Source organism: Aquimarina sp. RZ0 (assembly GCF_008370685.1).
Taxonomy (GTDB): Bacteria; Bacteroidota; Bacteroidia; order Flavobacteriales; family Flavobacteriaceae; genus Aquimarina.
This window is the reverse complement of sequence record NZ_VTZU01000002.1, coordinates 97057-123000: the sequence shown is the minus strand read 5'-3', so window position 1 is coordinate 123000 and position 25944 is coordinate 97057. Positions and strand designations below refer to the sequence as shown.

Below are 25944 nucleotides of genomic sequence, written 5' to 3'. Positions count from 1 at the left end.
TCCTCATATTATAATTGGGGTAGTTTAAAGGAAGGCTAAAATATAGTTTTAAGCTAATATGTCTGAGAGATTAACATATTAGTAATAGTAAGATAAAGTATACGTATTGTTTTCTTTGATATAATACTTTCCTTATGAAATGATCATAAGGAAAGTATTACTAAGATTCTAACTGGAAATCAGGAATTACTATTCTTTTGCACAATTGTTTTATGAAAGAATTAGTTACATCATTAGTTTTCATTTCCAGCGTTTTTCAAACTCATAACTTATAGTAAGTTAGTAGTATAACATAGACGTAATTCAATTCATCGCATAAATTATATGAAATACATAACTATTAACATTTTGCTCTGTTATTTTTTGAGGTAATCAGAAAGAGAACATTATTTTGTTAGTTCAATAATTTATAGCTTTATGCGATGATTGAGATGTAAGTACCCTAAGGCAGTTTACTAATTCTTTATGAGTTTGGTGATATGAGATAAACCGTTTTCGAACTGAATGGTAAGTATATAAACCCCATTTAAGTCTAGAAGGTTGATATAAGCTTCTTTCTCAATCCCCTTTTTGTAAACATAGTCTGAATGAGATAAAATTATACGTCCATTAAGATCCGTAACGGTCATTGTAACTTCTCCTTCATGAAGGGTTTTATACCGTACATTAAATGTTCTTTTACTCGGGTTAGGGTATGCGGCAATACCTGTAGCTTCTACCTCTGTTTTTAATTGTTCTTCCCGGGAATCTGATGCTATATTGTCCTGATCAGTACGGGTTTTATTTTGTAAAATAGATCTGCTACCTACAGAAATATTAGGTACCGTTTCTTCGCAAAAAGTTTTCATATGAGTTTCAAAACCATCTGTGTCTTTGGTAATAATATAGTCATCATTCCAGATTGGATTATTTTTACCATTGTATTCATCAAATATAGAAGCACCGATGCTGGAAGCCTGATCATTTAGATTAAATCCAGATACCGTATCAAAATGAAAATCGGTATTCACACTATAGGATTGTCTTAGAATTTCCCCATTCTGCTGTCCACTTTCTCCAACTCCAGAAAAGCCATAATATTCTACTTCCAGATTAACAATTATCCATTTTTTTAATTCATTTTTTAATTCATCAGCTTTGCCAGTGTATGCTTTGATATTTTCTAGCATAGTAGTTGTGTCTAGCAAAGTGGTAATATTAAAATCGGTCGGAAGTTCTTTTATATCCTGATTATCATTTGTAGGTATGATGAACATCCTGGAACGTCTGCTATCTGTAGAAACCCCTTCACGGTTATAGGTTGTAACTACATAAGATGCTGTGAAGAAACCTGTTTCAAAACCAGTAACCTGATCAATATTTGTAGTAACATATGGCTTTTCTTTTAGCCGAAGATTGGCACCTAAAGTATCATACTGATTTTCTACGACGGTAATTCCTACTTCTGGTGTGAATAATAAATTAAAGATCCCCAAAGGCTCATTATATAAAGGAAAAGAACCTTTACTACCATTCCCAAATTCTATAGGAGCTTCTTCTGCATTTATGGATCCTGGTGTAGTGATGATGACATCATTAAGTATATTGGTAGAAATAGTTAAGGTACCGGTTGCTGCCAATTCAGAGAAAACAACACTTGGTTGGGGATCAGGAAAACTCAATGGAATAGTTTTATCAGGTTGATCCGTAAGATTATCTAACCGGATTTTTAGAGCTTTTGCAGTCAAGGCACGCCCGGAACCTTTCATTGCCGTACCTGAAGCATCAATACCTTCTCCTACCGCTTTTAGAGGAGCTCCTGTATTTAAGAACCCCCAATCAGTTCCTTCTCCTACCGCTTTCATGGCTTTGCCTGTGGCAGATAAAAAATCTCCGCTAGACATTGTTACGGTACCTTGATATTGTAGTTGTAATGCTTCACGTTCCCATTGTTCTACTTTTTTACCAGGCAATATAAATTCTGTTTCATTACTCCATTCTCTATTGCCCCATTCATCAAAATTGTTAAAACTGATATCTCCCAGAGTCTGCACCTGTTCTCCAAAAGGGGCATCCAATACTCCTGTTAAGAAATTATCAGTTTGTGCCATAAAATCATCATATACAGGACTTCCTGCAGGGATACTTCCTCCTAACGTTTTTCCTACAATTTGTAGATCACCTTTAGTAACTTTATCAACTTTTATTTGCAGATTTGATTCAAAGAAACATATACATGGGTCATAATTAAAGGTGAAATCTGCATAGAAAAACTGACCGGTAGAAGAGGAGTTTAATACTACAGTTTTAGAATATGCACCAGAACTCAATGTGCGTTCATCTAGTGCTTTTCCCTGCAAAAAACTAGACCACAATCTTGGTTTACCATAAGTGCCACTAATTGTATTACTTACTTTATCTATTAGAGTTACCCGAAGGTTATTAGCAATAGATGAATTATTGATATAAATAAATATACGTAGTTTCCCTGTAAAACGATTATAAAACATCATGTAGGGTTCTCCACGTAATTTACTATCTGGTTTTGGTTTATTATTTTCGTCATATCCAAAATCCATTTTAATTAATTCCCAACCATCGAGAACGCTAAAATCTTCACCTCCCAGGTAGGTTCCGTTTGCGCTCTGTTTAGAAGCAATTGCACTAAAACGAGGATTGTCTTCATAAAATGGACTCGTTACACTTTCTGTAATTACGGCTCCATTGCTCTTATATCTTAATATATAATCTTCTTGTTGCCAGTCAAATAAATTTGAAGGCTTGTTAGGGTCTGGAGCGTGTGAAAATTGAGGACTGGTGCTATATGTGTCCGGTAATTCTTTTGTGCCAAATTCTTTACCACTGATCACAATGGCACTTGCTATATAAGACAATTGTACAGAACCGTTTCTTATTTTGGCAAGTAATCTGGAAATATTACCGTCATTATTGTTAAGTAAGATTGGTGTTGGTACACCAGTCATTTCTTTGGTTTTATCTCCTTGTTTCGCAATTAATTTACCTTGTTTGTAACCAAATAATATTGGTTTGTCTGTCTCAAAGCCAGTATACTTGACTTGTCCCTTATTAAAAAGGTAAATATCACCACCATCATCCACACTGATACCCGCAATAAGTTTTCTGGATCCAGAAGATTGTATAGCATCTTTGGTATAGTGACTGTTTACATAATCTAATAAACCAATGCTGGCGATTGATTCATTTTCAAAAACTACTCTAAACATTTCATCATCCCCTTTTTTATTCAGAACGGTGATAGCGCCAGAGCCTATGATTGCTGAATTGTTATCAGGATTAATTTCTTCACCTACTACCGAAATTCGGGTGGCTGTTTTATCCTGTAATATATTTTCTGTGTGATTAGCAGAGTCATAGAAAGGAATAGATAGGTATGAGTTTTCGAAGAAATTTGCGATTTCATAATTAAAAACAAAAGGAGTGGTGTCTTCTTTGGTAAGCTTGTTCAATGCAATACCAGAAGTAGTGTAATGCCAATAGATATCAGTATTGGATATGCTTCTTATTAGTGCATGTCTCTTTTGTTGAGTAGTATAAGGAATTTGCATCTCAAAAAAATAGCCAGGATCTATATATTCATCAATTATTTCATTGGAAGCAGTTTTGTCATTCGTTTTTAATTCTAATTGGTATGTATCAGAATCTTTACTACCCACAAAGAGCCACTGTGTTCCATCTGAAACACTTACTATAGAAAAACCTTTATGGATATAGTCTTGTAGCAGCCACCATAGTTGTTCCTTGTTATTTTTTTTTGGCGGTACTAATGAGAGTGTAATACCAGTTCTTGTCAAAACAAAATCAGTATCATCTGGAGAAATTCGTACTATTCCTCTTACAGATTGATTTCCTTTAAAATCTGGTCGATCAAAAGAGGCTATATCAATATCCTCTGTATCGGGTATAGGAAATATATCAGGCTCTATTTGAATAGGAATTTGTCCGTGTATCTGATAACAGCAGGCAAAAACTAAGAAGAGCCACGATAATTTAATATAAATTTTCATAATTGTCGATTGCATTTAGTTTTATTTTTTTGCGGTTTCTAACTGATGTACTCTTTCCTCTAGTTTTGAAATTAATTCTTGCTGAGTTATCAGGTGCAGGTACAATTCTTCAATCTTTTCTACAGATAGTACACTTATTTCTTTAAGATCTAAACCATTTTTTATCACCTCTTTTTCAGAAGGCATGCCAGGTAAATGCTGATTGGCTTTTATATATTTTTTGATGTCCGATAATGATGTTAGCTCGTAATCGTTTGCAAAAACATAATCAGGAAAAGAAGAAAGGTCCGTAATAAACGCACTTGCTTTTACCTTACCATTTATGTGTAATTGTTCTTTAGGGTTGTCAATACCGCCAATACCTACATTGCCTTGTAAGTTTACATATAGCGCATGAACTCCTATAGGGTTTTTTACTGAAAAATGAGATTCTTCTGTATTATTTAGTGCTATTTCTAATCCTTTATAGGTACTTAACTGTTGTACTTCTTCAGTATTTGTAAAAGTAAGATTTCCTTTTAATGATAGTTGCGCTTCGCTTACAATATCATTTTTAAAAGTAGTCTTACCATGAAGTATATTTTTTTGATTCCAGGCATCAAAAGTAATATAACCAATATCATCTTTTCCACGAAAAATATACTGCTTATCTCCTGTATTATCATAGTCAGCTTTAAAATTAAAAGCTGCCCAATTGGATATACTACCTCCTTTCATCCTCAGATTGGATTTGTCATTTAACAGTAGTTCATGTCCATCAATACAAGCAGCTCCGCCAGTAAGATGCAGTTTTGCAGTAGGATTAGTAGTCCCAATTCCTAACCACCCTTTGCCGGTCAAACGCATTTTTTCGGATACATTTCTCCTAAGATTACTCCCAAAACCAAATCTGATATTCGAATTTTCGAAATTTGAACTGTCCCAATTACTTACAAGGTATAAATCCCCCCAGTCCGTAAACATGCCATCTCTTGTAGCTACAGCTCCTTCTTCAAGTACTTCTAGTTTTATGTTTTTATTCCAATTGGATCTTTTACCCCAGGCTACATAAAAGTTTGAATCCCTCTTTTTCTTTTGTTCAGTATCAAATAAAATAATGTTGGTTTGCTTTGCTTCTGTATATTTTGTGCCACTACTGGGGAAAGGCCCTATAGGTCCGATTTGTGCTACCAAAACTTTTAGTGGTGTGCAGCATAATAAAGATAGAATTATTAAATGTTTCATACTAAATAAGGATTGTTTTTTGGTTGTTTTTTTGGTTTTCATAATTGTGTATTTATATTTTTTTGATGAGTACCCCAAACCTATAAGCATTTACCTTTATAAAGGAAAAAAGAAGGTGGACAAAGAGTGGACAGTTTTGTAATAATTTGATAGTAAGATTTTTAAAATCTAGCTAATTTTGACTTCTTATTTTTTAATATGACCAAAATGTATAGACTGGAAGTAATATTGGAGCATACTTAAAACAGAATTAGTAGCGTTATACTTCTAAAATGTAAATAGTATGAAAACACAAACTCTTTTATTAGCCGTATTTCTATTATGTATATGTGCAATTTCGGCGCAGGATAAAGTATTAGTCTTTACCAAAACAAATGGTTTTGAACATCCGTCAATTGGAGCTGGGGTAACGATGATTACTGATTTGGGTATTACCAATGGGTTATGGACAACAGATGAGACTGATGATGCTAGTAGTTTTACTACCAATAACCTTGCGCAGTACAGTGCCGTGATATGGTGCAATACTAGCGGTAATGGTTTGCTCAATGCTTCACAACAACAGGCTTTTGAACAATATATAGCGAATGGAGGCGGTTTTTTAGGTATCCATGCAGCTACAGATACTTATCGAGATAAAAGTTGGCCTTTTTATAATGATCTTGTTGGTGCAATCATACAAAGAAATCCGAATCATACCAGGAATAATTTTAATGCAGATATGACCGTAGTAAGCTCGCACCCATCTGTTGATTTTTTGGGAACTACCTGGAACAAATCTGAGGAGTATTATTATTGGAGAAATAATGGTGGACAACTATTTGATGGCAATATAAACATTCTGATGGTAGCCTCTACAGGATCTAATGATTATGATGAAGCGAGACCAATCTCCTGGTATAAAGAGTATATGGGAGGACGTTCTTTTTATACCGCATTAGGTCATAATTCCAGCGATTATACAAACAATGCGAATTTTATAAAGCATATAGAAGAAGGAATTAAATATGTGATTGGGAATACGCTCAGTGTAGGAGGTGTAACTGCTGAAATACCTTTTGAAATAAATCAAAATCCAGTGAGTACCGTATTAAAATTATCCACCTCGGTTGTTACAAAGGAAAAATCATTAATGATCTATGATATCAACGGACAATTAGTATATATGAGATCGATACCTTCTTCTATCGCTTCTGTCGACATAAATCTTGAAAAATTATCTAAGGGGCTATATTTAGGGAGACTGATTTCTGGACGTCAAGAAAGTAGTTTTAAGATTATCAAGGAGTAATACCATCCTGTCTTAACATTACGCATCAAAATTTTATACTTCAATAGAAAAAGGAAGCATAACGGCTTCCTTTTTCTTTTTGCTTAAAAAAATAATTGTATTTTATTTGAATAATTTTAAGTTCAACATGGTGCAAAACATAGGTTTAGGCTACTTCTTTTTTGATCCAATATGGATCTTTAATCCATAAGGTGCTTTTCATCCAACTTCCTGTAGCTTCATGCTTCTTTTTATAAGGATCTGTATTTTCTTTTATAAAATCTAATATAGATTGTGTTACCTGAATGGATTCACTTTCAGAGAGAAAAATGTAATCACTACTAATTTTTGTAGCTTTTGTATCTTCTTTGTGCTCTCCTGATACCATACTAATATCGTTTGTAAATTTATATTCTTTTAGGTGTATGGTTTTAGAATTACTACTGGCAAGGCAAGCAAGACTCTGAAAACAAAAGATTAATAAAATAATGCTGGTAATAAGTTGATTTTTGATGTATAATTTTGAAGTTTCCATGTTGTCTATATTTTTAGGTTATTAAGGGGATTTAAAAATTGAAGTTTGTTAAATACTATTTAATTTGGGTATGGGTACTAATTATATGACGTATGGTTTTTTTTATGTGTTATCTAGAGAACCGGATTCCAGATTGTATTTTCTAACCAGGTAGTTAAGTCTTTTAATTCACTTTTATATTGTGATGGATTATAGTCATTTTTGCCTTCTGCAACTATAAAAGTGATATCACAACCGATCTCTTTAGCATAAGAAACACTTTTGTAAGCTTTTTTTATCGGGAAATATCGATCTTTTGTTCCTTGTATAATATAAATAGGAGTTTTGATCTTACTAGAAAACTTAAAATTAGAAGCCATAAGAACAATGGATGAGAACAAGAAGCTCTTACTTTTTCCTAATTTTGTAGCTTGGATTGCACCATTGCTGTATCCTATTAGTGTAATTTTTTCAGTGTCGATAGAAAATGTCTTTCTGGCAACAGTAATAAAATCGACTATTATATTCTCCAAAGCTTTTTGGTTCGTCCTTTTCCAGGATATTTTTGGGCTAAAAACAATTCCTTTCTTATTTTTCAAACCAGGTAATATGAGACTGTCTCTGAATTTAGTGTAATTTTTGGTTCCTAGTCCGCCTGGTAGTACTATATATAAAGGTAGTTTTTTATCAGTAATATTTTTCGGGATAACAAGATCGTATTTTTTATTATAAATTGAATTGAAAATTGCCATTTCTAGACCCTGACGGTCATCTATAGTATTTGCAGTAGTTATAAATGATAAACAAATGCTGAATAAGAATAGAAATTTAATTTTAAAAGAAGGCTTTAGAGTTTTCATAAATATTAATTTTACTTTGGTTACAGTGTAAAAGTAGTAGGATTAAGAGACTTAAAATCAGGTTTCTCGTTTAACGAAGATTTGATGTCGTTGAATGGTAAGTATCCTACGGTAAACGGTTTTACAGTAGTTTAATTGCGTATATTTTCCCTTAAATTGTATCGTAAAACCGATATTAAAGCTAAAAAAAGAAGAACAACAGATAAATAGAACTATACAATGAAGCTAATACAAATAGAGGCGACTCAATATTGAGATGCATATGAAAGAAAGAGAAAAGAGTTTTTATAAGCAATCATCTATGCAGCCAAACTTTATTTTCTAACCACGGTATGCTCGATTTTAATACTTCAGAATATTCACAAGCCTTAATATGAGTTTTTCCCTGAGCTTCTACAAAAGTAATATCGCAGCCTAATTCTTTTGCGGCAGCAATTCGCTTTCTAACTTTTTTTATAGGGAAAAACATATCTTCTGTTCCCTGGATCACATAAATTGGGATGTCTGGTTTCTCTTCAACCTTACAGTTAGAGGCCATTAAGATCATAGCAGAAAAAGTACTAGAATATTTTTTGGCATATTGCCAGCCAGCCAGTGCTCCATTACTATATCCCACCAATACAACTTTATTAGGATCTATTGGCCAATATTTTTTGGCAAGTTCGATAAAATCAAGAATTCTCTTTTCTAAATGATCCAATGTCCAGGTACGCCACGCTCCCGATGGGCTAAATATAAAACCTCCGGCATCTTTTAGTCCCGGAACAACCAGACAATTACTGAATTTTGTATAGTTTTTACTACCGATACCTCCATGAAGAACAATAAAAAGAGGTACTTTTTCTTCTTTCCTAATTTTAGGAATGGTAAGGTCATACTTCCATGTAGATTCGCGATCTTCAACGTTAATTGTTCCAATGATATTTCCAGGAGTTAAAGGTATGGATCTAAAAGAAGCTTCATTAATACTTGATACATAGTCAAAAGAGCTTCTGTTGCCTAATCCACTTTTACAAGAAAAAAAAGAAATTAGCACGAACAGACATATTGAATATTTAAAACATGAGTTTCTCATAATGCCATATAAATATACGGATTGAGTCGCGATTTTATGGAGCTATTGACAGAGTGTTCATAAAAAAATGAATGTAGGCGAAAATTATCTGAGTTAGGATTTCGAGGGTTGTAATTTAATTTTATTTTTGCCTATGCAAAATAACGTACTCATTTTAGATTTTGGATCACAGTATACTCAATTAATAGCAAGACGTGTAAGAGAGTTAAATATTTATTGTGAAATCCATCCCTATCATAAATTACCAGGTAATTTATCAGATTTTAAAGCTGTAATACTTTCAGGTTCACCACTTTCGGTAAGAGGAGAAGATGCCGCACATCCTGATTTATCAGGAATTAGAGGAAAAAAACCACTGTTAGCAGTTTGTTATGGAGCACAATATTTGGCACATTTCAGTGGAGGAGAGGTAGCCCCTTCCAGTACACGTGAATACGGAAGAGCAAATCTTTCCTATATAAAATCAGAAGAGCAATTCTTTAGTGATATTGCTATAGGATCTCAAGTATGGATGAGTCATAGTGATACTATAAAATCACTTCCTACCGATGCGGTATTACTGGCCAGTACAAGTGATGTTACCAATGCGGCATATAAGATAGCGCATGAAGATACATATGCTATTCAGTTTCATCCAGAGGTGTATCACTCTACTGATGGTAAACAATTGTTGGATAATTTTTTGATCAAAATTGCCGAAATACAACCAAATTGGACGCCTGATTCTTTTGTGGATACAACCGTGGCAACATTAAAAAAGAAGTTAGGAGATGATAAAGTAGTTTTGGGATTAAGTGGGGGTGTGGATTCTACCGTTGCAGCCGTATTACTTCATAAAGCAATAGGGAGTAATCTTCATTGCATTTTTGTAAACAATGGGTTACTACGCAAAAATGAATTTTCCTCTGTATTGGATCAATATGAAGGAATGGGGTTAAATGTAAAGGGAGTAGATGCTTCGGCACGTTTTTTGAATGCTCTGGCAGGAGAAAGCGATCCAGAAGGAAAACGTAAAATAATAGGTAAAGTATTTATTGAAGTTTTTGACGATGAAGCGCATCAGATAGAAGATGCAAAATGGTTAGCACAAGGAACGATTTATCCTGATGTGATAGAATCTGTATCCGTAAACGGGCCTTCTGTAACGATCAAATCGCATCATAATGTAGGAGGATTGCCAGATTTTATGAAATTAAAAGTAGTGGAACCCTTAAGAATGTTGTTTAAAGATGAAGTAAGACGGGTAGGAGCCTCTATGGATATAGATCCAGAGCTGTTAGGAAGACATCCTTTTCCGGGGCCAGGTTTGGCAATTCGAATATTAGGAGACATTACTTCAGAAAAAGTTAGTATTTTGCAAGAAGTAGATGCTATCTTTATCAATGGATTAAAAGAGAATGGACTTTACAATAAAGTATGGCAAGCAGGTGCTATTTTATTACCTGTGCAGAGTGTAGGGGTTATGGGAGATGAACGTACCTATGAAAAATGTGTTGCATTAAGAGCTGTAGAAAGTACAGATGGAATGACGGCAGATTGGGTAAATCTTCCTTATGAGTTTTTACAAAAAACCTCTAATGAAATAATAAACAAAGTAAAAGGCGTTAATAGAGTAGTGTATGACATAAGCTCAAAACCGCCGGCAACAATAGAATGGGAATAATATTCTAGCGTTTAATATAAATTATTTGGGGAATCAGGTATTATAAAGATTAGTATATGAAAAAAGTTTTGATGTTTTTTTTAGTGTTGGTGATGACTCATATTAGTTATGCGCAGCAGTATAAAAGTCATAAAGTTATACAGGGAGAAAATGTATATAGGATCGCAAAGCGGTATAATACAACTCCAGAAGCAATTTACAGGATAAATCCAACAGCAAAAGAAGGGATCAGTGAAGGACAAATTCTGGCGATCCCTGTGAGCGATGATCAGGAATATAATACGCATATTGTAGGAGAAGGTGATACCGTATACAATATTTCCAAAAAATATGATACAACACCAGAAGCAATTTATATATTAAATCCAGATGCTGTTAATGGAATCAATTTAGGGCAAATCCTAAAAGTTAACAAGCTCGAAAAAAATAAAGAAAAGGATGTAGAAGATACTTCAGGTAATGTAGCAGATGCTGTATTGGATAGTATAAAACCATTAGAAGAAATACGTAAAATTATCACTTTTAGAACGCATAAAGTGAAAAAGAAAGAAACTTTATATGGAATAGCTAAGCAGTATGGCATAGCGATAGATGATATTAAAAAACATAATAAAAGGCTGTATTCTGAAGGGATTCGTAAACGAGATAAGCTCAGAATTCCAATATATGAAAAAACCGAAACAGAAACTGTTTTAGCAGGAACTCCAATTGATACACTGAGTAGTAGAATCTCTTCAACTACAAACTATACAGTAAAGCCAAAAGAGACTAAATATGGTATCGCCAGAAGACATGGTATTACCATTGCAGAATTAGAAAAGTTAAACCCGGGAATGAGTCCAGATCTTCCAATTGGATTAGAGATTACGGTGCCTACAGTTATTTTTGTTCCTATGGAAGAAATAATTGAACCTGGATTTGAGTTGTACGAAGTGCGTCCAAAAGAAACAGTGTATAGTATTCTTAAGCGCACTAATATATCCTCGGATTCATTGTTTAAAATGAATCCTTATGTTAGGGATGGTCTGAGAGCAGGAATGGTAATAACACTTCCGCAACAAAATAGTAGAGATTCTTTGGCTATAGATTTTGAAGAACGAAAAATAGATATTCTGGAAAATATGTTGTCTAATTTTAAAACAAAGAAACTAGCAATTATGCTACCTTTTGGCTTAGATACATTAGACCTGAATGCAAGAACAGAAACAGAAGAATATATTAAAGGAAGAAGAGGACAAGGAATAAGAGTTGCACTTGATTTTTATAAAGGTGTTCAGATTGCTGTTGATTCAGCAAAAACGAAAGGACTTAGTGTAGAGCTAAATGTTTTTGATACACAACATAAAAATAACGTTAACTATATAAAAAGTCTAATAGATCAAAATAATTTTGATGAAGTAGACGCTGTCGTTGGTCCATTGTATCATACCAATGTAGAGGCCGCCGCAAAGGAATTAAAAAAATATGACACACCTGTCTTTTCTCCAATCTCTAAAAGAGAATCTAAGCTATACAGTAATTTTTTTCAAACCAGACCTACCGATGTTATGCTTCAGGATAAATTGATATCATATGTAAAAAAGGACTCTGTAGATAAAAATATTGTAATTATTGTACAGCAAGGGAAAAGATATGAAAAGATAAAGAATAAATTGATTTCAGAATTCCCTGATGCCAAAATAGCTAAGGTAGAAGATGGAAATTATGTGTACGATGTAAATCTAAATAAGGTGTTAGCAAAAAATAAACCTAATTGGGTTTTTCTGGAATCTAATGATGTTGCTATGATTAGTAATGTTACGGGTGGACTCAATGCCAAAGCAGAAAGCCATCAGGTAACCTTGTTTACTACTGATAAAAATAATGCTTTTGATGATGATTCTGTTAAGAATAACCACTTGTCAAAATTACATTTGCATTATCCGTCAATTGATAAAGAATATGATAATTATGATACCGAAAAAATGACCTCATTTGTGGCGAGGTACAAAAAAGAATATGGAACGATTCCCAGCAAGTACACAGTTAGAGGTTTTGATATTACATATGATATCTTAATGAGATTGGGGACAGCAGATGATATTTATCACGCGGCATCTTTTGAAGGAACAACCGAGTATGTAGAAAATAAATTTAATTATGCTAAAAAACTATCCGGAGGATATTATAATAAAGCATCTTATATCATTAAGTTTGACGAAGATTTAAAGTTAACAGTGATAGAATAAATTTATTTTCGATATAAATTTGGAATGTTTTTTTTATTTTTAGACCATGTTTTATTTATTATAATTATTTTAATACTCGTATTCGTTTTTTTAAAACCTTGGTACAGATGTTGATATACTAGATTTGGGATAGTTGAATATTAATGAGTACCTGTTTTGTTAAATAAAACTACTAACACATATGTGTAGATTTGTATTAGTATTTCTGTAATTGGAATAAATAAGATTATTTTAGAAAAGTTTTTTAGACCTCGCCCCGAGTCTTTAAGCTTGAATCTCAAAATATAAAAAACAACTTTTAGCTGGGCATAATTATTGCAATTATGAGTAAATTTTTTACCATTCTTTTAGTGTTAATTTTTGCTGATCATGGATATGTAGAGCGTTTTTCTTATGCAGAAAAAAGCAAATTAGATTGGTCTGATTTTAGAGGAGAGCCTAAGTCTAATAGTAATTTTGATGCTAGTGTTAATACAGGTATAACATATCAATGGTCTATTAGTAAAGAAGATTACGGGAAGATAGAATTAAAATATGAGGTTGATAGTTTTTGTTACCCATCACTATCCTGGGTGAAAAAAGGTCAATCTACAAACTATTTATTGTTGCATGAGCAATTGCATTTTGATATTTCAGAATTACACGCTAGAATTATGAGAAAGAAATTGCAAGAGTATAAGCCTGATAAGAATGTTCGTAGAGATCTAAATAGAATGTATAAAAGAGTAGAGCGGATGAGGATTAATATGCAAGAGCAATATGATATAGAGACGGATCATTCTAAAAATAAAGAAAACCAGATTAAATGGGAAAAGAAGGTTAAGAACCTAATGTGGTACTATAGGGAATATGCTAAATAAGAAATTTTTTTATGGACCTTCAACCGCAGAGAGAATTTTTGATTAAATTATCTAATACTAAAATGCCCTTTGGTAAATATAAAGATAGATACCTTATAGATTTACCAGAGCATTATATCGTTTGGTATCATAATAAGGGCTTTCCTAAAGGAGTTTTGGGTCAACAATTACAAACAGTTTATGAATTGAAAGTAAATGGATTAGAATATTTAATACGAAATATTAAGAAATTATAACCGCTATCTTTTACGGTGATTTCCAAAATTTTTCTAGTGATTTCGTTTTTTCTTCCTTCCCTCTTGTTTGATTGCTATTTACTATTGCAAAATATAAAAATGCCTTAAAGCGAATATGAAAAGCATATTTTTTCTTTGGATTAATTGGATTTGATGAATCATAAGAGAGTCAGTCAGTGAAATTCTGATAAGAGTTTTGCATCAAAAACAGGCATTTTGAGCTTGAAAATCTATTCTCGATACACTTTTTTTTTCGTCAAAGCACTATTATTGATTTGTTTGTATAAATTGTTGTTTTACAGGTGATTGATGGGTTTGATTCTTTGGTTATTCTGATGCTGTACTTCAAGATAAGTTCTATAAGAAAAATGCGTTAAATTTTAAATTTAACGCATTTCGTATATCAGCTTTGTGATTTTTTTAAGAAGTAGTTTCTGGAATTTTGGAAAAAATATCTACATCCACCTGATTATTCGTGAGATCTTTAAATGTTTCGCGTTTACGGATCAGATGCGCTTTATTTTCATGCCACAGTACCTCTGCAGGACGATAGCGAGAGTTGTAGTTACTAGACATAGAGAAACAGTAAGCTCCAGCATTTTTAAAAGCTATCATATCTCCCTCAGTAATTTCCGAAATTCTTCGATTGGTAGCAAAGGTATCTGTTTCACATATATATCCCACAATAGAATAAAATCGCTCTCTTCCAGTAGGGTTAGAGATGTTTACAATATCATGATATGAATTATACAGCATTGGTCTTATCAGGTGATTAAAACCACTATCAATACCCGCAAATACAGTAGAAGTAGTTTGCTTTACGACATTTACTTTGGCTAAGAAATATCCAGCCTCGCTGACAAGAAATTTTCCGGGTTCAAATCCTAGCGTTAATTCTTTACCATACTTTTTACAAAAAGCATTAAAGCGTTTAGTGAGTTTTTCTCCAAATTCTTCAATATTGGTTTCGATGTCTCCGGTTTTATAAGGAACTTTGAATCCGCTTCCAAAATCTATAAAATCAAGATTTTTGAAGTTTAGTGCAGTCTCGAATAAAATCTCACTGGCATATAAGAATACATCAATATCTAAGATATCACTTCCGGTATGCATATGAATACCATTGATATTCATCCCGGTATTTTTTACAATTCTTAGAATATGAGGGATTTGATGGATAGAGATCCCAAATTTGCTGTCGATATGTCCTACAGAGATATTACTATTTCCGCCAGCCATAACGTGAGGATTAATTCTGATACAAACAGGAGTATCAGGATGTTTAGTCCCAAATTGCTCGAGGATAGAAAGATTGTCTATGTTTATTTGTACTCCCATAGCAGAGACTTTCTCTATTTCTTCTAGTGATACACCATTAGGAGTGAAAATAATATTATTGGGTGTTACCCCGGCCAATAACCCTAATTGTACTTCCTGTATTGATACGGTATCTAATCCTGCACCCAACGAATTCATTAGTTTTAAAATCGCAAGATTAGATAATGCCTTGACAGCATAATTAAGTTTTACATGTTTGACTTTCTTAAATGCGCCCGTAAGGCGTTCATACTGTGAAACAATTTTTTCGGAGTCATATACATAAACCGGACTCCCAAACTCTTCTGCGATTGCTAATAAACTTGAGTTTTTCATTGGATTTTACAATTTAAGCCTACGAAATTATCAATAAAATTAGAGATATCAGCCTTAAGTATGTAAAAAATCTATTTATTGAATAGATTTTAAGTTTTTTAACGCGTGTTTATGCGGCGTAGCAGTAGTTAATTAGTATTTTTAAAATAAAAATGTTACCACTTTTCCCATTAGAATTAGTTGTATATCCAGGAGAGCGATTGCCTTTACATATTTTTGAAGAAAGATACCGACAATTAATTGAGGATTGTGAAAATGATGGTATCTCTTTTGGGGTTCCTGCATATATTAATAAAAAATTAGAATATGGAACAGAAGTAGTACTGCAAAAAATAGAAAAAAGATATCCCAATGGAGGAAGTGATGTAGTTTGTATGGGTAAAAGAGTATTTAAAATTAAAAGTTTTTATCCAGAATTATCAGGAAAATTATATGCCGGAGGAGATGTAGAATATCTTGATGATAAAGAAAATGGTGTAGAAGAACTTCAGGAAGAATTACTCAGAAATATTACTTTATTATACATAGAATTAACAATAGATAGACCTCCGGTTTTTGATATCCCCTTTATTAGTTATCAAGTGGCTCATAAAATAGGACTGGCTTTGCATCAGGAATATCACTTGTTGAAATTGCGAAGTGAATTAGAGCGACTTAATTATCTTATAGGACATCTAAAAATAACAATCCCCGTAGTAAAAGAAATGAATAGAGCAAAGGAGGTTATTAAAATGAATGGGCATTTTAAAAATTTTGACCCTTTAGATTTTGAAGATTTCGAATTATAACTACAATATTTCATTTTTCCTTCAATATTTTGATCATATTTTCTAATAATCCCAAAGCTGTTTTCTTAAAACGTTTTTTAGTCTAAAAGATTGGCACAGGAACTTCACTTTTCCTATTTTTGGAACTCCTATTCAAAAGGGTAAAAAATAAGACTATGAACTTACACGAATATCAGGGTAAAGAGATATTAAGCAGCTTTGGTGTGCGTATCCAGCGCGGTATTGTTGCACAAAATGCAAAAGAAGCAGTTGCAGCTGCAAAACAATTAACTGCAGAAACAGGTACTGGGTGGCACGTTATCAAAGCACAAGTACATGCAGGTGGTAGAGGAAAAGGTGGTGGAGTAAAACTTGCAAAAAACCTTCAGGAAGTAGAAGAAATTGCAGGTCAGATTATTGGGATGAACTTAATTACTCCTCAAACCTCTGTAGAAGGAAAAAAAGTACATCAGGTATTGGTAGCAGAAGATGTGTACTATCCTGGAGATAGTGAGCCAAACGAATTTTATATGTCTGTATTATTGAACCGTGCCACTGGTCGTAATATGATTATGTATTCTACAGAAGGAGGAATGGATATAGAGACTGTTGCAGAAGAGACGCCACACTTGATTTTTACAGAAGAAATAGATCCTTCAGTTGGATTATTGCCTTTTCAGGCAAGACGTGTTGCATTTAATCTTGGTTTGAGTGGAGGTGCTTTTAAAGAGATGACAAAATTTGTTATGGCTTTATACACAGCTTATGATAAATCAGACTCTTCATTATTTGAGATTAATCCGGTTTTAAAAACAAGTGATGATAAAATTATGGCAGTAGATGCTAAGGTAACTATCGATGATAATGCCTTATATCGCCATAAGAATTATGTAGATATGCGTGACATCCGTGAGGAAAATCCAATCGAGGTAGAAGCAAATGAAGTTGGACTTAATTATGTAGATCTTGATGGTAATGTAGGATGTATGGTTAATGGGGCTGGTTTAGCAATGGCAACTATGGATTTAATTAAGCAAGCTGGAGGAGAGCCGGCAAATTTCCTGGATGTTGGAGGTACTGCAGATGCCAAGCGTGTTGAAGAAGCTTTTAGAATTATCCTGAAAGATGATAATGTAAAGGCGATCTTAATTAATATTTTTGGAGGTATAGTTCGTTGTGATCGTGTTGCACAAGGAGTGGTTGATGCATATAAGAATATGGGTGATGCCATCAAAGTGCCTATAATAGTCCGTTTGCAAGGAACGAATGCTGACATAGCAAAAGAGCTTATTGATACTAGTGGATTGGATGTACAGAGTGCTGTTCAGTTTCAGGAAGCTGCAGATAAAGTACAAACCGTACTAGCATAAGAAACTAATTTATTCTTTGTTATATAATATGAAACGACCTATTTATTAGGTCGTTTTTTTTGTAAAAAAATGATTCGATTTAAAAAGATTTAAGCGGTGGGTTGATATAATACGATTTATAACTAAAAATTTCGCATATTCATCGTTTCTTTTTCCTTTCTACTTGGTTTAAAAAATAAACCGTAGCTATAGCTATGCTTGATTTTTTTGCCTTGCATAAAGAAAAAATAATTCAATGAATTTATACGAATTTTTTAATCACAAATCGTATAATATAGAAGCGTAAACAAAAAAGCCTGATTTTATAAAATCAGGCTTTTTTGTTTAATTCCTTGATCTCTTGGGGTATGGAGGTCTTTTGTATTCCTTCGAAGGGTTTTTCTTTAATGCTTCGAGGGCTATTTCAATTGCTTTTTCTAATTGAGGGTCATTCCCTTTGATAATCTCAGAAGGCAATTGTTCTACTTCTATATCAGGAGCTACTCCAACATTTTCGACTATAAACCCATCTTCGGTCCAGATAGCTACATTAGGTGCAGTAACACTAGCCCCATCGATAAACTCAGGAAAACCTAATACGCCAACCAAGCCGCCCCAGGTTCTTTTCCCAACAAGCGTTCCTACATTAAATTTTCTGAACATCCAGGGAAGCATATCTCCACCAGAACCGGCAGTTTCATCAATAATCATGACTTTGGGCCCCTGAATTGAAGCACTGGGAGTCTTAAGATCTTTACCATATCTAAAGTTCCAATGCGATTGATAAGGATTTAATAAAAGATTGATGTAGTAATCTGCTATTTGTCCACCACCATTGAAACGTTCGTCTATAATAATTGCCTTTTTATTGGCCTGCGGGAAGAAGTATCTTTTAAAGTATTGATGACCTCTATTCGCTGTGTTAGGGACATATACGTATGCAACCTGGCCATTAGTTGCCTGATGAACTTTCTTTAGATTCTTTTCTACCCAATCACGATTTCGCAAATTATATTCATTTGATATAGGGGTTACTTTAATTATTTTAGAATCTTTGCTATTAGGGTTTGGTCCTACAGTAAGTTCTACTATTTTATCTGCTGTATTTTCAAAGAAACTGAATATGTTGTCATCGCTTAGTATATTTTTTCCATTTATAGCTAATAAATAATCACCTTCATGAACCTGGATTCCTGGTGCTGTCAATGGAGATCGTAAATTGGGATTCCAGTTTAGTCCACCATATATTTTTTTGAATTGATATCTATTGTTAGAAATCAGATAATCAGCTCCTAGAAGACCACCAGAGATACGTTCAGGTTTATTTAGCCGTTCTCCTCGCCCTTCTAATCTATGATGTCCTACAGATAGTTCGCTGCACATCCACTGTATTACCCGGTTTAAATCATTTCTGGAAGATAGGTGTGGTAAGAATACTTCATATTTCTTTTTCATTTCATTCCAGTTAGCCCCGTGCATTCCAGGGTCATAAAAATAATCTCTGTTAACTCTCCATGCCTCGTAAAATATGTTTTTCCACTCTTCTAAAGGATTTATTTTTACCTGAATCGAATTCGTTTTCAGTATTCCTTTTCCAGTTTCAGGCTTTTTACCAGTATCAGTAATTCCCCAGCTATCATCTTTTTGGTATAACATCTTTTGACCATTGCCAGAGATGATATAGTTGTCAAGTGACATTACTACATCGTCTTTACGCTTTATGATGTCATACTGATGTAGCATAGAGGGTTTAGATACATCACTATTATTAAAGGATATATAAAGAACTTTGTTTTCTTGTCCGGATTCTAATCCATAATAACTTCCTGCTTTTATAGGGAGATCAATAATACGATTTTGAATATTTTCTAGATCAATTTCTAGGTCTTGATCATTTTTTTCAGATTCCTTAGTATCATCGTTTATATCGTTTTTTTTCTTTGTATCATCTATCGGCTCCTCATCACTTTCTTTTGCAAAAGGAGATAAAATATCATTTCTTAAGGTAGCTAAGTATATTGAATTAGTTAGAGACATATCTTGATTGGATTGATCAAACCAGTTGACTACCGGGCCGGCATCTGTCGATGCAAAAAAATAGATATACTTACCATTGGGGTCAAAAACTGGATTAGTAGCATTGCTTAATCCATCACTTATAGGATACGATTTATTGTTCTTGATTGAGTATAAAAATATTTGCTCAAAATTGGTGTCAATAATTTTAGAATACAGCATCCAGTTGGCATCAGAAGACCAATCGCCAAATAAATTCCTAAAAGCCCCAGGGAAATAATATTCGTCACTATTAATTTTAGTAATTTTTTCTGAATCAATATCAAGAATATAAAGATTTCGACCATTATCAGAAAAACTTATTTTTTTACTATCAGGAGACCAATTGGTATAAGCATAGAAACCGGTGCCTGGGACTTTAATTTTTTGAGTACTTCCTTTGCCGTCTTGCGGTTTTATATGTAATTGATATTCTCCGGATTCATCAGAGAAATAAGCAATATGTTTTCCGTCTGCGGACCAGGCAGGGTATTTTTCGTGAGCGCCGGGACTTGTTGTGATGTTTCTGGGGTCTCCTTTGTTTTCGGGGACGGTGATAATCTCACCTCTGTAATCAAAAACTACTCTTTTTCCAGAGGGAGAAATGTTGGCAGATCTTATGTGATCTCCACCTTTTATATAACGTTCTCTCAATTCTAAAAGATCTGTAGCAATGCCAATACTAAGTCTCGTATTGGTTTTTTGTTGAATATTATAGATGTGAAGGTATCCTGACTGTTCAAAAATAATTTCGTTTTGTCCGATTGAAGCATTTGTAATTGGAAAATCATCGAATTGAGTCAATTGATCAATTCCTTTTGTTTTGGTATTATATGAAAATAAATTAAATTCCCCATTTCTATCACTCAAGAAAAATATATCATCTCCTTTCCACATAGGCTGTACATCGTTACTTCCTTGGTCTGTCTGGGGGATTTTTACAATTGATTTATCTTTAAAAGAGAATAACCAAATATTGGCAATCGTGCCTCCTCGATAATTCTTCCATTGTTTAAAACGATCTGGAATAGGGGTGTAGGCCATATAGTTTCCATCAGGTGAATAGGCGGCGTGATAAGCATTTGGGATTTCTAATTCTTTCGGAAACCCACCCTTAATATCTACCTGATATAATTTAAGTAGTCTATTGGTAAATGCTGTTCTCAAGGAATTAAAAACTACTGATTTTCCATCTGGAGTAAATTCGACTACTCTGTCAAAACCTGGGTGCCAAGTCAGTCTTTTGGGGATTCCTCCGGTTACCGGAATTGTAAAAACATCAATATTTCCATCATATTGGGCGCTAAAAGCGATTAGACTTCCGTCAGGAGAAAAAACAGGATTGGATTCTATACCCTCATCTATAGTGAGCCTTCTGGGCTGCGTTCCATTTTTATTTGCTATCCACAGATCATCTGCATATATAAAAGCTATGTGTGATTGACTGATAGCAGGTTGTTCCAGCATTCTGGTGTTTTCAGGGTCTATAGCAGTAGATGCTGCTGAGGATAGTAGTGAAATTAATAGAAATGTGTGAATACTTAATTTTTTCATGAACGTGTAAGTGATAAATGATTTTGTGGCTAAGAAGATAAAGAAAATTATAGAATAGCCTGAGCTTCTATTATTTTTTTATTCTGAAATTAAGCTGAAAAGCATAATTTTCTCATATCATAGAAATTACCTTGATTTTTATTTTTAATCGAAAATTAGCTGAAATTTGACCGGATGCGGCATTTTTTGTAGTCTATAGTAACACTACAGACGAAAAAAGCAACGAAATATGGACGAACTTCAACCATTTTTCAGGAAATAGTAAAGTCAAGATGAGATCATCAATAAATTCAAATAACAAGTGGTATACCAGCAGGAGATTATTTTTGCCGTATATGTCAGTTCGATGCACAAAATTTATGGAATTATTACCAATAATGGTGTGCGTATTTTTTTATGTAAGTCTCGTAGATATTTTGAATAATTTTCATGTCCTTGTCAGATAGATTAGAAATTTCACTGGCAGAAATATTCGATTTTAATTGTTCTTTGTTGGATGCTCCTGGTATGACACAGCTTATCTGTGGATGATTTAAAATCCATTTCAGTGCCAGTATGGGTAATGATATATCTGGAAATTGTTGTTTGAGTAATGCTACAACCTTTAATCCTAATTGATAATCAACTCCGGAAAAAGTTTCTCCTTTGTCAAAGACTTCTCCATTTCTATTGAAGCTTCTATGGTCGTCTTTGCTAAAGGTCGTTTTAGAATCATACTTTCCACTCAATAATCCACTTGCCAGTGGAACTCTTGCGATGACTCCAATATTTTTCTTCTTAACTTGTTCAAAAAACAACTCATTAGGTCGCTGTCTGAATATGTTAAAGATAATTTGTACAGTGCTCACATTATCATATTCTATTGCTTTTAATGCTTCCTCAATTTTTTCTACACTGACCCCCAGTGCTCCAATTTTTCCTTCAGATAATAGTTTGTCAAACTCTTCAAATATTTCTGGACGATAGTAGACTTCTGTAGGAGGGCAATGTAGCTGAATAAGATCTATTCTTTCTACAGCAAGGTTTGTAAGGCTATTTTCGACATAGTTTCTTAGTGCCTTTGGGGTATAGTTTTTATTTATATGTGGATGGATAAAGCGACCACATTTTGTGGCTACATATATTCTTTCTGATCTTGATTTTATAAGTTTGCCAACAGCTTTCTCACTTTCTCGATTACTGTATACATCTGCAGTATCGATAAAGTTGATTCCATGATCAACTGCAGTATTTAAAATATGTTCTGCATTTTTGTAATTAAATTCTGAGCCCCATTTACCACCAACTTGCCAGGTGCCTAAACTTATTTCTGAGATGTTGTAGTCTGTTTTTCCTAATATTCGATATTTCATGAATTGTTTGATTGAATTATATAGTTAATGCTTACGGTAGCAAGATCCGAATTTGGGTACTTAGAAAAGTATGTACTATCACTTGTTAGTCCTGCTTCATCAATGATTTTGAGAAAAGCATCTATTTCTAAAATATACTGATCAGAAAAACCGTGAGTGGTGTTGTACGCAGTAGCTGCTGTTTTTCCTATGTTTTTTGCTATTAGAGCAGGAGAAATTGTATGAAGTTCAATAATGATTAATCCAAACTTAGCAATATGTGGCGCCCATTTAATAAAATGATCTTTTAGGTTTCTTTCTACATCGTCATTTTGTAGAAGTTTTCCTCTGTATACAAATGCACCTGTAGAGCTACTTGGAGTGTTTAGTTTTGAAATAGGTTCGCTCCACACTCTGTTGTGATCCAAAAAGGTTCTTACGGATAAAAGATCTCTTAATTGAATTGAGTAATTCTCTTTTAAATCTTTTTCTATAGCATCGGGATTGCTGATATCTCCCCAGATTACTTTTGCCCAGATATCAGCCTGAATTAAGTTGGTTCTGGTAACTTTTAGGGCAGCTTTATTATAGTCAGCGCCGACTAGAAATAAGGGATTGTTATCCAGGTGTTTACCTCTTAATGTTTTGGATTCAATTACATCAAAAAGGTGTATCAAAAATGCTCCATTTCCACATCCCATATCCAGAATCCCCTTGGGTTGTTGTTCTATTGGTTGGTTGAATAAGCTAATAATAATCTCATCTATCTTTTTGAAATATGTAGCATGTGCACCACCGCTTCCCCAAACATTCATTTCGCGATCTACGTGAGTTTCATCCTCCCCATTTTTAGTATTCCACAGGACAGTGGGATCACCAAATAAGAGGTCATTTATTTTTCTAAACATCGGAATATAAGAGACCGTAACTCCATATGAGGTAGCTCTTTTGGCAAAGAATAAACCTTTTTTGGTAAAGGTATACTGTTGATTCTTTTTGGTAAACCAGCCTAAATAGCTCAAAAATGATAAGATTACATCAAAACTTTCTGGAGAGCCGTGATATTCATCGGCACTAAATGAAGCTTCCATAAAATATTTATGAAACATTCCTCCCATTCCCAGATGTACAATTGTAGGGCCGACCAATATACCTTCTATATGCTTTAGTATTTGTTTTTGAATAGTATTGGTTATCGTATCATCAGAAAGAGTAATATTCATCTTTTTTTGATAAATAATCAATAATTTTTCTAATTTATAAAAAGGATCTAACTCAAACTTTCTGGGATGGAATTTACCAGAATATTCTAAAAGATCAACAGTGTCTTGATATAGGTAAAAAAGATCAAAAGCTATTTTAGTTCGTTCATTAATAGCTACATTTACTGAGTTTTGAGTTATTTCATAATTTAACCATCCCTGAGAAGATAGCGTTCTTAGTGCTACGGTAAGATATCCTTCGTTTCCATTAAATACTTTAGCAATTTTTGATATTGTAATAGTCTTATGAAGAATAATATAGTCTGTTATTTTTGCTCTGAACAAGGCGAATGCCAGTGGAGCAACTACAATACCATCAAGATGCCTGAACAATTCTTCTCTGAATATTTGTTTCTCTTGTTTCGTAAGCATGCTTAAAAGGATAGTTAAAAGAAATGATTTAATATCTCTAAATTAAGCATTTATTTTTAGGTGCAGTATACTATTTAGTATTCTTGTGTATTGTATTCTTGTCCTTTTTTTCTGGCATTGGACCTCTGAGGTGGATGATTAATCCATTTAAGAAGTTACGTAACACTTGATCACCACATTCCATATATTTTGGGTGGCTTTCGTTTCTAAACATAGCTCCAAGTTCACTTTTGGTGACCTTAAAATCAACCAGAGTACAAATTTTTACAATATCGTCATCACGAAGTTTATGTGCAACACGTAATTTTTTGAAAATATCATTATTAGTTAATCCCATAGAAGGCAAAGGTAGTTCTTTTAATGGCTTAAGAAAAAAAAATCGGTTATGTTATATACACCTAATTTGTTTGTATGATATTTGCATGCATTTGCCTGATAATATCCCAAAATGATTAGTTGTTGAATTTTTTTTAAAAGAGATGCATGTATAGTAAAGAAGAAAAATTGAGTTTGCTTGCTGAGATGATTGAGTTTGCTAAAGCAGATAAAGAAATAAAAGATGAAGAATATAATTTTATTCTGGCGATAGCCTTGCAGCTGGGGATAACAGAAGAAGAAATAGGAGATCTGGTGAGAAATAATGCTGCCAGAAAACATCTCCAGCCAGAATCACAGCGAATATTACAGTTTCATAGATTGGTATTGTTAATGAATGTAGATAAGGAAACCTCTCAGTCCGAAATTCATAAAATTAGGGAAATGGGGTTAAAAATGGGGTTACGACCTGAAGCGATTAATACTGTGTTAAAAGAAATGCACAAGTATCCTGACAAGGTAATCCCTCCAAAAGAATTGATGTCAATATTTGCACGTTTTTATAATTAGGATAATAAATAAATTACGAACTCATCTTGACTTTTTTCTATTTCCTAAAAAGTTAAGATGAATTCTATTACAAAAAAAAGACGTTGAGCAGAACTCAGCGTCTTTTTTTTGTGGTAATTGTCATATATCTATATGTTTTTTTGACAAAAAGTCATATTTTTAATAATAAAAACGACATTATGTCTTGTTTTTTATATTGGAATTCTAATTGCTAGCTATTATTTGAATTTAAAATTTAAAATAACTTAAAAAAAGATATTATGAGTTTAGTTAAAAGAACAGACAGATTACCGTTTATCCTTGAAGATATTTTTAATACAGATTGGTTTGGAGGCACATCCAGTGTTAGCAAAATTGGTCTTAATACACCAGCAGTTAATATCAAAGAAACAGATGACAGTTTTACTATAGATTTAGCAGCTCCAGGTTTGACAAAGGAAGATTTTGTTATAGAATTAGATACTAATGTATTGCTTATTTCTTCTGAGGTAAGTAAAGAAATCAAAGAAGAAAGAGAAACATATACAAGAAAAGAATTTGGCTACAGTACTTTTAAGCGTTCATTTACTTTGCCAGATACTGTAAAGACTGTTGATATTTTAGCTTCTTATGATAATGGGGTTTTATCAGTTAAATTACCTAAAAAGGAAGAGGCTAAAGTACAGCCTAAGCGATCAATAGAAATTTCATAAGTTGATATTTGAATTAGTTAGTTAATGTTACGTAAAAGAGGGTGTTTTTTTTTAAAAACACCCTCTTTT

The 25944-nt window shown here is 33.3% G+C and carries 19 protein-coding genes; 9 read left to right on the top strand and 10 right to left on the bottom strand.

What is annotated here, in order from left to right; translation table 11 throughout:
* Positions 1-455: 455 nt before the first annotated feature.
* Both F0000_RS01370 and F0000_RS01365 read right to left on the bottom strand, forming a co-directional pair.
* Complete coding sequence (locus F0000_RS01370) at positions 456-4025, bottom strand: T9SS type A sorting domain-containing protein (RefSeq protein WP_188111989.1); 3570 nt, start codon at positions 4023-4025, stop codon at positions 456-458.
* Between the two features lie 21 nt (positions 4026-4046).
* Positions 4047-5291 carry a hypothetical protein gene (locus F0000_RS01365; RefSeq protein ID WP_149622901.1) on the bottom strand — a complete coding sequence of 415 codons (1245 nt, stop codon included), beginning with the start codon at positions 5289-5291 and terminating at the stop codon, positions 4047-4049.
* Between the two features lie 241 nt (positions 5292-5532).
* Here F0000_RS01365 and F0000_RS01360 point away from each other — a divergent pair, with 241 nt between their 5' ends.
* Positions 5533-6540, top strand: a complete 1008-nt coding sequence (locus F0000_RS01360) for a ThuA domain-containing protein (RefSeq protein WP_149622900.1) — start codon at positions 5533-5535, stop codon at positions 6538-6540.
* Between the two features lie 145 nt (positions 6541-6685).
* On the opposite strand, the gene F0000_RS01355 is transcribed toward F0000_RS01360, so the two are convergent.
* The 3 genes from F0000_RS01355 to F0000_RS01345 all read right to left on the bottom strand — a co-directional run bounded on the left by F0000_RS01355 (position 6686) and on the right by F0000_RS01345 (position 8929).
* On the bottom strand, positions 6686-7054 hold the full coding sequence (locus F0000_RS01355) for a hypothetical protein (protein WP_149622899.1): 369 nt from the start codon (positions 7052-7054) through the stop codon (positions 6686-6688).
* Positions 7055-7167: 113 nt separating this feature from the next.
* Positions 7168-7893 carry a hypothetical protein gene (locus F0000_RS01350; protein WP_149622898.1) on the bottom strand — a complete coding sequence of 242 codons (726 nt, stop codon included), beginning with the start codon at positions 7891-7893 and terminating at the stop codon, positions 7168-7170.
* Positions 7894-8188: 295 nt separating this feature from the next.
* Entirely contained in the window at positions 8189-8929 is a 741-nt protein-coding gene (locus tag F0000_RS01345; RefSeq protein ID WP_188111988.1) for a dienelactone hydrolase family protein, read from the bottom strand.
* A gap of 172 nt (positions 8930-9101) precedes the next feature.
* Between F0000_RS01345 and guaA the strand changes: the two genes are divergently transcribed.
* From guaA to F0000_RS01325, 4 genes are all read left to right on the top strand, one after another.
* Positions 9102-10631: a glutamine-hydrolyzing GMP synthase gene (gene guaA / locus F0000_RS01340; protein ID WP_149622896.1), complete on the top strand. Its 1530-nt coding sequence runs from the start codon at positions 9102-9104 to the stop codon at positions 10629-10631.
* 56 nt (positions 10632-10687) lie between these two features.
* A complete protein-coding gene (locus tag F0000_RS01335; protein WP_149622895.1) occupies positions 10688-12859 on the top strand; it encodes a LysM peptidoglycan-binding domain-containing protein in 2172 nt (723 codons plus the stop codon).
* A gap of 323 nt (positions 12860-13182) precedes the next feature.
* Positions 13183-13719, top strand: coding sequence for a DUF922 domain-containing protein (locus F0000_RS01330; protein WP_149622894.1), 537 nt, complete (start codon positions 13183-13185; stop codon positions 13717-13719).
* An 11-nt stretch (positions 13720-13730) separates the two neighbouring features.
* Positions 13731-13955, top strand: a complete 225-nt coding sequence (locus F0000_RS01325) for a DUF3820 family protein (RefSeq protein WP_149622893.1) — start codon at positions 13731-13733, stop codon at positions 13953-13955.
* 420 nt (positions 13956-14375) lie between these two features.
* Here F0000_RS01325 and lysA read toward each other — a convergent pair whose 3' ends face one another.
* On the bottom strand, positions 14376-15608 hold the full coding sequence (gene lysA, locus F0000_RS01320; RefSeq protein ID WP_149622892.1) for a diaminopimelate decarboxylase: 1233 nt from the start codon (positions 15606-15608) through the stop codon (positions 14376-14378).
* 152 nt (positions 15609-15760) lie between these two features.
* Here lysA and F0000_RS01315 point away from each other — a divergent pair, with 152 nt between their 5' ends.
* Positions 15761-16396 carry an LON peptidase substrate-binding domain-containing protein gene (locus tag F0000_RS01315; protein WP_149622891.1) on the top strand — a complete coding sequence of 212 codons (636 nt, stop codon included), beginning with the start codon at positions 15761-15763 and terminating at the stop codon, positions 16394-16396.
* Positions 16397-16551: 155 nt separating this feature from the next.
* On the top strand, positions 16552-17745 hold the full coding sequence (gene sucC, locus F0000_RS01310) for an ADP-forming succinate--CoA ligase subunit beta (RefSeq protein WP_149622890.1): 1194 nt from the start codon (positions 16552-16554) through the stop codon (positions 17743-17745).
* A gap of 324 nt (positions 17746-18069) precedes the next feature.
* On the opposite strand, the gene F0000_RS01305 is transcribed toward sucC, so the two are convergent.
* The 4 genes from F0000_RS01305 to F0000_RS01290 all read right to left on the bottom strand — a co-directional run bounded on the left by F0000_RS01305 (position 18070) and on the right by F0000_RS01290 (position 24635).
* Positions 18070-21333 (bottom strand): S41 family peptidase, encoded by a 3264-nt coding sequence (locus tag F0000_RS01305; protein WP_149622889.1) that lies wholly within the window; start codon positions 21331-21333, stop codon positions 18070-18072.
* Between the two features lie 368 nt (positions 21334-21701).
* On the bottom strand, positions 21702-22685 hold the full coding sequence (locus F0000_RS01300) for an aldo/keto reductase (RefSeq protein WP_149622888.1): 984 nt from the start codon (positions 22683-22685) through the stop codon (positions 21702-21704).
* Complete coding sequence (locus F0000_RS01295; RefSeq protein WP_149622887.1) at positions 22682-24298, bottom strand: class I SAM-dependent methyltransferase; 1617 nt, start codon at positions 24296-24298, stop codon at positions 22682-22684. The genes F0000_RS01300 and F0000_RS01295 overlap by 4 nt, the downstream gene beginning before the upstream one ends.
* Positions 24299-24368: 70 nt before the next feature.
* Positions 24369-24635, bottom strand: a complete 267-nt coding sequence (locus F0000_RS01290) for a DUF1456 family protein (RefSeq protein WP_149622886.1) — start codon at positions 24633-24635, stop codon at positions 24369-24371.
* A gap of 146 nt (positions 24636-24781) precedes the next feature.
* Here F0000_RS01290 and F0000_RS01285 point away from each other — a divergent pair, with 146 nt between their 5' ends.
* Together F0000_RS01285 and F0000_RS01280 are read left to right on the top strand one after the other, a co-directional pair.
* The gene (locus F0000_RS01285; protein WP_149622885.1) at positions 24782-25183 is read left to right on the top strand and encodes a TerB family tellurite resistance protein; all 402 of its coding nucleotides are present in this window, start codon (positions 24782-24784) and stop codon (positions 25181-25183) included.
* A gap of 260 nt (positions 25184-25443) precedes the next feature.
* On the top strand, positions 25444-25875 hold the full coding sequence (locus F0000_RS01280) for an Hsp20/alpha crystallin family protein (protein WP_149622884.1): 432 nt from the start codon (positions 25444-25446) through the stop codon (positions 25873-25875).
* Positions 25876-25944: the final 69 nt, after the last annotated feature.

What these genes read in the sequence shown, in the direction of transcription:
- F0000_RS01295 (WP_149622887.1), bottom strand. Translation starts at nt 24,298, where the DNA reads ATGCTTACGAAACAAGAGAAACAAATATTCAGAGAAGAATTGTTCAGG.
- F0000_RS01330 (WP_149622894.1), top strand. Translation starts at nt 13,183, where the DNA reads ATGAGTAAATTTTTTACCATTCTTTTAGTGTTAATTTTTGCTGATCAT.
- F0000_RS01365 (WP_149622901.1), bottom strand. Translation starts at nt 5,291, where the DNA reads ATGAAAACCAAAAAAACAACCAAAAAACAATCCTTATTTAGTATGAAA.
- F0000_RS01315 (WP_149622891.1), top strand. Translation starts at nt 15,761, where the DNA reads ATGTTACCACTTTTCCCATTAGAATTAGTTGTATATCCAGGAGAGCGA.
- lysA (WP_149622892.1), bottom strand. Translation starts at nt 15,608, where the DNA reads ATGAAAAACTCAAGTTTATTAGCAATCGCAGAAGAGTTTGGGAGTCCG.
- sucC (WP_149622890.1), top strand. Translation starts at nt 16,552, where the DNA reads ATGAACTTACACGAATATCAGGGTAAAGAGATATTAAGCAGCTTTGGT.
- F0000_RS01300 (WP_149622888.1), bottom strand. Translation starts at nt 22,685, where the DNA reads ATGAAATATCGAATATTAGGAAAAACAGACTACAACATCTCAGAAATA.
- F0000_RS01370 (WP_188111989.1), bottom strand. Translation starts at nt 4,025, where the DNA reads ATGAAAATTTATATTAAATTATCGTGGCTCTTCTTAGTTTTTGCCTGC.
- F0000_RS01335 (WP_149622895.1), top strand. Translation starts at nt 10,688, where the DNA reads ATGAAAAAAGTTTTGATGTTTTTTTTAGTGTTGGTGATGACTCATATT.
- F0000_RS01350 (WP_149622898.1), bottom strand. Translation starts at nt 7,893, where the DNA reads ATGAAAACTCTAAAGCCTTCTTTTAAAATTAAATTTCTATTCTTATTC.
- F0000_RS01290 (WP_149622886.1), bottom strand. Translation starts at nt 24,635, where the DNA reads ATGGGATTAACTAATAATGATATTTTCAAAAAATTACGTGTTGCACAT.
- F0000_RS01360 (WP_149622900.1), top strand. Translation starts at nt 5,533, where the DNA reads ATGAAAACACAAACTCTTTTATTAGCCGTATTTCTATTATGTATATGT.
- guaA (WP_149622896.1), top strand. Translation starts at nt 9,102, where the DNA reads ATGCAAAATAACGTACTCATTTTAGATTTTGGATCACAGTATACTCAA.
- F0000_RS01305 (WP_149622889.1), bottom strand. Translation starts at nt 21,333, where the DNA reads ATGAAAAAATTAAGTATTCACACATTTCTATTAATTTCACTACTATCC.
- F0000_RS01280 (WP_149622884.1), top strand. Translation starts at nt 25,444, where the DNA reads ATGAGTTTAGTTAAAAGAACAGACAGATTACCGTTTATCCTTGAAGAT.
- F0000_RS01325 (WP_149622893.1), top strand. Translation starts at nt 13,731, where the DNA reads ATGGACCTTCAACCGCAGAGAGAATTTTTGATTAAATTATCTAATACT.
- F0000_RS01285 (WP_149622885.1), top strand. Translation starts at nt 24,782, where the DNA reads ATGTATAGTAAAGAAGAAAAATTGAGTTTGCTTGCTGAGATGATTGAG.
- F0000_RS01355 (WP_149622899.1), bottom strand. Translation starts at nt 7,054, where the DNA reads ATGGAAACTTCAAAATTATACATCAAAAATCAACTTATTACCAGCATT.